This window comes from Bacteroides sp. (assembly GCF_028690125.1).
Classification (GTDB): Bacteria; Bacteroidota; Bacteroidia; order Bacteroidales; family Bacteroidaceae; genus Bacteroides.
This window is the reverse complement of sequence record NZ_JAQVBV010000083.1, coordinates 1-8,373: the sequence shown is the minus strand read 5'-3', so window position 1 is coordinate 8,373 and position 8,373 is coordinate 1. Positions and strand designations below refer to the sequence as shown.

Genomic DNA, 8,373 nt, shown 5'->3' with positions numbered 1-8,373 from the left:
TTCTCGACTGCGGGGAAGTGAGCAAGGGAAGTGGAGGGGAACCCTCAAGCAGAAAATATTCCTTTACCCACGATGAGAAATATATCTTTTCTGGTGTAAACAAGGTGCTAAATGGGCGGCTTTCTACCGGTGAATTTGTTCACTGGTGGGAGTTTGTTATGGCATTTATGGAATTGCCCGAAGATTGTGTAATGAGTAAAATCATATATTTTCGTACCCAATTTGCAAAAGGAAAACTCACGAAAGAAGAAAAACAGGTGTATTACGAAAACCGCAGTATGTTTGAGCTGCCTGTGGAATTGACAGCAGAGGAAGAAGCTGCCGAAGCACAGTTTATGGAATTGCTTGGAAAATAAAAGGTGAAGATGTTGATTACTTCCATAATTTGGGGTATATTTAGAATATACTAACAAAGGAGGGGTTTTACATGAAATATCACAGATTGAAAGATATGCTACTGGGGGCAGTTCTTGCTTCGTTAATAGTTGGTGCCGCGCCCACCGCTTTTGCAAAGGTAAGCAAAATGAACATTCCTGTAAGTTTCAATAACATTAAGGTTATCATAGACGGAAAGGAATTAAAAACTGATAAGGAGCCGTTCACATACGAAGGGACAACCTATTTACCAGTAAGAGCAGTAGCGGAAGCAGTTGGTAAAAATGTTTCATGGGATAGTACAACGCAGACAGTGACGCTGGGCGATGCGGCTGAAACTTCTTCAAGTAATACACAAACATCTACAGCTGATTCAGTATTGTATAATTCCAACGGAATTAAAATCACATACAAGAATGTTACAGATGGTTTGTTTGGTAAAGATATTAATTTATTGATTGAAAATACTTCAAACAAAGATTATACCATTCAAGCACGGAATTTTTCAGTAAATGGCTATATGGTTGATCCTATCTTCTCTTGCGAGGTGTCAGCAGGAAAAAAGGCAAATGACGAAATAACAATCACAGATAGTTATTTAAAAGAAAATTCTATAGTAGATATTAATGAGTTTGAACTTGAGTTTTGTATCTTTGAAACGGATTCTTGGAGTAATTCATTTGACAGTAATAAGATTAGCTATAAGGTGAAATAAAACAGCAAATATTTAAGTACTTATCGTAATGATAAGTACTTTTCTTATGCAAAAAATCAGAAAGGAGGCTGAACATGGCGGCGGGTTATGACGGCAGTATTCGCATCGATACAAGAATAGATTCATCAGGATTTAACGGTGGTTTAAAGAGTATTAACGCAGGACTTGGGGGAATAACAAAGGCATTAAAGGGCGTTGCTGTAGCTGTTGGTATTGCCTTTGGGGTAAAAGCCATCATTGATTTTGGCAAAGCATCCGTACGGGCTTCGACAAACCTGGAAAACGCTTTAATGGGTGTTCAAAGCGTTGTAGAAGGGCAGGGGCGCAGTTGGTCGATGGCCAAAGAGTTTCTTCAAGATTATATTTCAGACGGCCTAATCCCTGCGACACAAGCGGCAACTGCATATAAAAATTTGGCGATGCGCGGATATTCTGACGAACAGATTAAACAAACTTTAATCGCATTAAAGGACAGTGCTGCCTTCGGCAGACAAGCAAGTTTAACTATGGGTCAAGCGGTTGAGAGTGCTACGGAAGGCTTAAAGAATGAAAACTCCATCCTTGTAGATAATGCTGGTGTTACAAAGAATGTTTCTATGATGTGGAAGGATTATGCCGCAAGTATAGGAACAACGGTTGGGAATTTGACAAAGCAGCAAAAAATACAGGCTGAAGTGTTAGGAATTATGGAAGAAACAAGGTTTCAAACAGGTGATGCGGCCAAAATTTCTGAAAGCTATTCCGGACAAGTATTAAGATTGAGTTTTGCATTTGAGAGTTTAAAAATTGCCGTGGGTGATATGCTGAAACCTGTTTTGACAAAAATTATCCCTGTTATTGCAGAGGTGATAAATTGGTTTACAAGGCTTGCGAATATTGCTGCGCAGGTAACTGCGGTATTATTTGGTAAAAGTATTTCAGTAAATAATGAAATGTCCGAAAGCGCAAGCGTCGCAGCCGATTCGACAAAGGAATTATCTTCTTCTATTGCTGATTCTGGCGATGCGGCCGAGAAAGCGGGAAAACAAGCAAAGTCTGCACTGGCGAGTTTTGACGAGCTAAACGTATTGGCTGAATCAGATACGTCTTCGAGTGCTGAAAACAGTGGCGTTGCGGACATATCCAATGGTGTGACTTCGAATGTTATTTCAGAAGATATTGGTGCAGATGTGGAGATAAGCCCTAAATTGCTCTCAACCTTGGAGAAGCTTAAAGATATGCTTAGCAAAATACAAGAATACTGCACTTTGAATTTTCAGAGCAACATCGATGGGGCTTGGCAAAAAATAAAAGTCCAGCTTGATAAATTGAAAGCAGCCATGAAAGATGTATGGAGCGATATAAAAACCCTATATGATCCTTTTATGAAGTATTTAAAAGAAGATTTTACAGTTTTTTTGAAAACTTTCATAGATACTTCTGGCATCGTGATCAGTGGCTTATTGGATAGTTTCAATATGGTGTTTCAGGATATTTGGGACATAGTTCTGTTTCCATTTGCTCAAAAATTGCTAGACACGATTTTACCATTTATAACGCAGTTTGCGACGCAGTCGTTATTGACGATACAGACACTGTTTAACGGAATAAAAACAATATTTGATACTGTTTGGAAAGGCGTATTTGTTCCATATCTTGAACTTGGAATGAAAATTTGGTCTGAGACATGGGACTTAATGTATGCAAACTGGAAAGAACACGGAGAACCTATATTTGATAGCTTAAGGGTGGCAATAGAGAATGCGGTTGATTTATGGAAGACTGCATGGGAGGGCATATTAAAACCTATTTTTGATACTTTTATGGAGCAGCTGGATTGGCTTTGGGAAAGGCATTTAAAGCCTTTATTAGATAACTTCCTTGAATTTGTTGCTACCCTCATTGAATGTGGGTTACAAATCTATAATGGGTTTATTGTTCCTCTAGTTAAGTGGTTTTACGAAAATTTTCAAAACCCGATTTCAAATGTTTTGAAAACAGTAATTGGTGTGATTAGTTCCCTAGTTGGAGCAGTGGCCGATGTAGTGAGCGCAGTGTTAACATCATTGAAGGGGTTAATCGAGTTTATAACAGGGGTATTTACCGGCGATTGGGAACTTGCATGGCAAGGAATATCAGACTTTTTCAAAGGTATTTTTGATGGACTTGGAGGCATTGTTAAAAGTGCTCTAAATGTGGTAATAGATTTAGTTAATGGTATGCTCAGGTCTGTAACAGACGGAATTAATTTTGTACTAGATGCAATGAATTCCATTAAATTTGACGTCCCTGATTTTTTGGGAGGGGGCCATGTCGGATTTAATTTTGATATGGTGAAAGCTCCTAGTATCCCGAAGTTGGCCACAGGTGCCGTTATCCCACCTAACCAAGAATTTCTTGCTGTTCTCGGTGATCAGAAAGGCGGCCGTAACCTAGAGGCTCCTGAAAGCTTGATTCGTCAGATTATGAGAGAAGAACTTGCAGGATTATCTGATACAGGAAATAGCGGTGGTACAACGGTAATTTTGGAGCTGGATAAACGGGAAATCGGCAGAACCTTTCTTCCCATCATCAAGAAAGAGGAAAGCCGTGTGGGCGTTTCTTTAAGCGTAGGGGGTGTTTCATAATGGCAGCATTATTTTCTATTGACGGCGTTACGTTTGACATTCCTGTGGTTGAGATCAAGAGGGAGGCCCCTGTTCTGGATAAGTATGCAACCAGAACGGAAGGGGGCAATTTGGAGCGGGAAATTATCGGTGTGTATTTTAACTATACCTTGACCTTTCCCAACTTAACGCTAGATACAGCGGAGTACGCAAAGTTATGGGATAAGGTAACAGAGCCGGTTGAATTTCATGATTTTGTTGTGCCAGGGACAAGCGGAACCTTTTCTTTCCGCGGGTATATCACAACCACAGGGGACGCGCTAAGACGGGTACACAACAACAAAAATTATTGGGGTGGGTTAAGTATTAAACTAATCGCCAAAGAGCCAGCAAGGAAGTGATTTTATAGCGAAAACAAGCGTTGATATTTCTTTTGGTTTGGTGGATGTATCCGCTAAAACGGACACTACAGCAACGGCAGAGGATAAGCAGCCCTTTATAGACTTAGACGATCTCAAACTGGAAGGGGTATATCCTCCCAAGGCGGCAACCTTAGAAGAAAACTACTGGAAGCTTGACGGTACCTTTAGTACCTTTCCGGATAACCCTCAAGATATTTCGTGGGGATTATGGTCCTCGTCAATGGCGGCAGCGGATGGAAGTTTTGACGACCCTATTGTTTTAACCCTTACCTTCCAAAGTCTGCATGAAAGCTTAGGACTTACCTTTGAATTTAACCCGTATGACAACAGCTTTTGTAATGGTCTAAACATTCAATGGTATCAAGGGGCAACACTTTTATATGACGTTGATTTTGTGCCGAATAGCTGGCGATTTTCCTGTGTACAAAAGGTGGAGAACTACAATAAAATCATTATTACCTTTCGGGGCATGAATAAGCCTTATCGGTTTTTAAAGGTGCAAAATATCATGCACGGTGTAATCAAGGAATTTGGTAGTACAGAATTAAGAACAGCAAAGGTATTAGAGGAAATTGATATGACAGGACTTACATTATCAGTGAACACCTTGGACTTTAGTTTGTTTAGTCAGAATGATGCGTTCAATATCTTTAATCCTTCCGGAATTTATACCCTGCTGCAGCGCAAGCAACAGCTCATTGTTACAGGAACAAAAAACGAAGAGAAGAATCACACGGGTACCTTTTTTGTGGATGAAATGGAAGGCCAAAGTAATAAAATTCTATCGATTTCAGCGGTAGATTCTATTGGTATTATGGATGGTACAACTTTTATGGGTGCATTATACCAAAATGCACTTGCCGCAGACGTCATAGAGGGAATCATGGAAGATGCAGGGTTTGGCTATACGCTGGACATTGCCCTGCGAGATAAGGAAGTGACAGGGCATATTCCTATCTGCTCCCATCGAGAGGCTTTACAAATGGTGGTTTTTTCAATCGGGGGATTTGTATCAACTTCACGGGGTGGAACTGTAAATATTAAGAAAATTCCTGATATAACCAGTGTACCGACTTCACAAATTGGCATGAACCGAAAACATATTGGTACAACGGTGAAGCTGCGAAATTTGGTGACAGGCATTGGTGTGGTGGAGCATAATTTCACACGGAAAACAACTACAGAAGAAATTTGCAAAGTGAATTTAGAGATTGGCAGTAACACTGTTACCTTCAGCGAACCGGCTGCAAATATTACTGTTAGTATGGGTACGATTACGCAGTACGGCGTAAATTATTGCATTGTGGAAAGTACTGTGGTGGGTGAATGTACGGTGTCGGGTAAGAAGTACGAAGATAGCCAAAAAACAATACAGAAAAGGCTTTCGAATATTCCAGCAGGCGAAAAGGAACTGATTGAAAAAGTGGACTGCAATTTAACGAATGCGTCAAATAGTTCTGAAATTGCGCAGCGTTTACTTGATATTTACCAGTATCGAATAGAGCAGTCACTTTCTTTTGTACTGGGAAGTGAGTGTGTCGGTGATTTAGCCGATATTGAAACGGAATATGGAGTATATCGTGGTGCCGTAGTAGAAAAGCTGGATATTGATTTGGTCGGGGGATACATAGCAAAGGCGGTGGTTGTTGGTGTTTGATTTTAACTACACATATGAAATGGCAGCAATGTGGAAGGAGTGATTTCATGGCATGGACAGAAATACGTGCAGGTGATCCGGCAACGCCTGAACAGATAAATACGCTAGGTTACCAAACAGACCAAGCAGTAACAGCTTCACAGGAAGCACTGTCTACTGCGAATACAGCATTAACAACAGTAAACGAACTTGACAAAGGGTTAATAATTACAATTGCTCCTTACAACTCCACCCAGAAAAACAATGCAAAAATAGTCTTGAATGGGTCTAACGATGCACAAGCAATAAACGATTGTGTCGAAAGTCTAACTGACGGTGGACTACTTCATTTCTTAGATGGTGACATCATCATGACGGGTAACGACACTATAATTTTAAGAGATAAAATTTCAATTAAAGGTAGTGGAAATTCCACTCGATTTAGATTATCAGGTAACGCTATTGGTTTCTCGCAAGTTTCTGGAGATGGTACGCTGAGAAACATAAGCTTAATGAATTTTCAAATATTAGGTGACTATGATACTGTACCCACTACACAAACCGTAGGTGTTAAATTAACTTGCCAAGAGTCCATATTTTCTGGTTTGAAGGTACTTGCCTGCAAAGATGGTATGAATTTAGACGGAGGGTACCCCGATGCACAATCTATAATGAATTACATCTCTATGTGTAGTTTCCTATCTAATGCTAGATACGGAGTGCGCTTAGGTACTGATAGCAATGTATCCCAATGCCTTATTGGCGATAACGGAAATCCAGAAACTATGTCAAATGTAGAGTACGACGCTTGCGGAATACTCATATCTGGATGGGGCAACAACATTTCCAACAATCACATTTACAAAAATCAATATCAAATTCGGGCGGAGTGGACTGTTGGTAATATCATAACCAGCAATATGTTTGAGTCCGGATACCGTGAAGATATACTTTTCGCAGGTCGTGCGCACTCAAACAATGTAAATGGAAACTCGTTTGGTGGAAAAGACAGAAATGCAGTAGGTGACTACAGTGTGTATAACTGCATTACATTTGACGGCTCACCTTCTGGTGAGGGTTCAATGAGAAATACGATAGTTGGCAATTCATTGGTGTATTACGCCCCAGAACTCACTGAAAAGACCCCGTACAACTATTTTGTCGAGGAGTGCATAAACTGCGATTACAACGTGGTTGCTAATAACGTACTAAATGGCTATTACAAAAAAGAAATGGCAGTATTGTTTGTAGGTAAAAACTCTAAGGCAACGAACGCAACACAAATTATAGTTGCTCCATATAATTCTGTGCAGAAGGACAGTGCCCAGACAATTTTGAATGGTGATTATTTTGATGCTGAAAGAATAAACAATGCAATAGCTCAATTAATAAATGGTGGCAAAATTTTACTCCTAGATGGCACGATTAACTTACATCAGGCAATTCGACCAAAGTCAAACATTATAATTGAAGGTTCTGGTGATGGTACGGTTTTTAAAGTTAAAGCTGACATAGATGCGATAGAGAATACGGAGATAGTATTCAATGGAATTTTGCGTGATTTTTTAATAGATGGGAATAAGGCAGAAGTATCATATTCTAACGGTGGCAATGCGTTGCATTTGTTTATGTCCCATTCTACAGTTGAGAGGGTTAAAACGCAAAATATTAAAAAATCCGCACTATTGTTGAATTGGGACAGCAACGTAGCAGATACCATGGGTTATTTAAACAAAATACTTCATTGTGAATTTGAGGATAGCGAGGATGAAGCGGTTAAGTGGGGGTGGCGCACCACGGATTCTTGGTTTTGCTACAACAACGTTGGTTCTACGAAGGCAAATCTCAGAATCGAAGGCGGCTCATGCAGATTTATAGGCAACCACCTAGATGGTAGTCCAGAATATAACATCTATATGGGTGGCGGTTGCGAGGTTGTGAGCTTTAGCCAAAATGTGATTGAAAATGCGCAAAAGCACGCAGTTTTCCTCGAAAAGCCAGGATATGCAACGAGCTATAAATCGGTGTCATTTAATGACAATTTAATACGTGGATGCAGTAGAAGTTCGTCGGGAATGTATGACCTAATTAACATGAGCGGTTATGATGCAAGCCATAAGAACGAGCTTGTACAAATCACTAACAATAGAATGATAAATTCCAATGTAGAGAAGCCACGGTTCTGTGTGAATGCCGACTACACAGGCAATATGATAATCTCTGGAAATGTTTTTAGCGGTTACAATGAATCAGTACCTATAAATATTACAGAAAACTGTTCAAACTGTGTTGATGCTAATAATATAGAGAGCCAATGATCGATGTCACTATGTTTCATTAGCTATTAGAAATATAAAAGTTCTTATTTAGGGTGGTGATGCAATATGGGTCTGGCGTGGGGTGATTTCTTTTGGGGTTCGGCATTCTGGGACGGGTTGTTTTTACCAGATATGATTTATGACAGAACGCAAACTGACGTCGACAATAAAACAGCTAAGGGATACTACAACATTTCCGACCTGAACCGGGTAGAAACAGCGGCAGAGTACATAGCAACACTACTGACGAAAGAGGGGTATGTTGTCACAATCACAGTTAAAAAGGATTGGGCGATAACCGATTTTCCAACCGCAACGGAAA

At 40.0% G+C, this 8,373-nt stretch carries 7 protein-coding genes; all 7 read left to right on the top strand.

The genetic code is table 11. From position 1 onward, the window contains the following. Positions 1–356 (top strand): Gp15 family bacteriophage protein (locus tag PHO71_RS24660; protein ID WP_300208779.1); only part of this gene is annotated, 356 nt, incomplete at its 5' end. 71 nt (positions 357–427) lie between these two features. Next, positions 428–1,090 carry a copper amine oxidase N-terminal domain-containing protein gene (locus tag PHO71_RS24655; protein ID WP_300208777.1) on the top strand — a complete coding sequence of 221 codons (663 nt, stop codon included), beginning with the start codon at positions 428–430 and terminating at the stop codon, positions 1,088–1,090. A gap of 74 nt (positions 1,091–1,164) precedes the next feature. Further along, a complete protein-coding gene (locus PHO71_RS24650) occupies positions 1,165–3,696 on the top strand; it encodes a hypothetical protein (protein WP_300208775.1) in 2,532 nt (843 codons plus the stop codon). Beyond that, positions 3,696–4,076, top strand: coding sequence for a hypothetical protein (locus PHO71_RS24645; RefSeq protein WP_300208773.1), 381 nt, complete (start codon positions 3,696–3,698; stop codon positions 4,074–4,076). Before PHO71_RS24650 ends, PHO71_RS24645 begins: the two co-directional genes overlap by 1 nt. Positions 4,077–4,113: 37 nt before the next feature. Next, a complete protein-coding gene (locus PHO71_RS24640) occupies positions 4,114–5,754 on the top strand; it encodes a hypothetical protein (protein ID WP_300208771.1) in 1,641 nt (546 codons plus the stop codon). Positions 5,755–5,801: 47 nt separating this feature from the next. After that, positions 5,802–8,051, top strand: coding sequence for a hypothetical protein (locus tag PHO71_RS24635; RefSeq protein ID WP_300208769.1), 2,250 nt, complete (start codon positions 5,802–5,804; stop codon positions 8,049–8,051). Positions 8,052–8,117: 66 nt separating this feature from the next. Then, a partial coding sequence (locus PHO71_RS24630) for a hypothetical protein (RefSeq protein ID WP_300208767.1) occupies positions 8,118–8,373 on the top strand: 256 nt, incomplete at its 3' end.

Bases quoted from the DNA above. Each gene is read 5' to 3' on its own strand.
- PHO71_RS24650 (WP_300208775.1), top strand. From the start codon at position 1,165: ATGGCGGCGGGTTATGACGGCAGTATTCGCATCGATACAAGAATAGAT.
- PHO71_RS24645 (WP_300208773.1), top strand. From the start codon at position 3,696: ATGGCAGCATTATTTTCTATTGACGGCGTTACGTTTGACATTCCTGTG.
- PHO71_RS24635 (WP_300208769.1), top strand. From the start codon at position 5,802: ATGGCATGGACAGAAATACGTGCAGGTGATCCGGCAACGCCTGAACAG.
- PHO71_RS24655 (WP_300208777.1), top strand. From the start codon at position 428: ATGAAATATCACAGATTGAAAGATATGCTACTGGGGGCAGTTCTTGCT.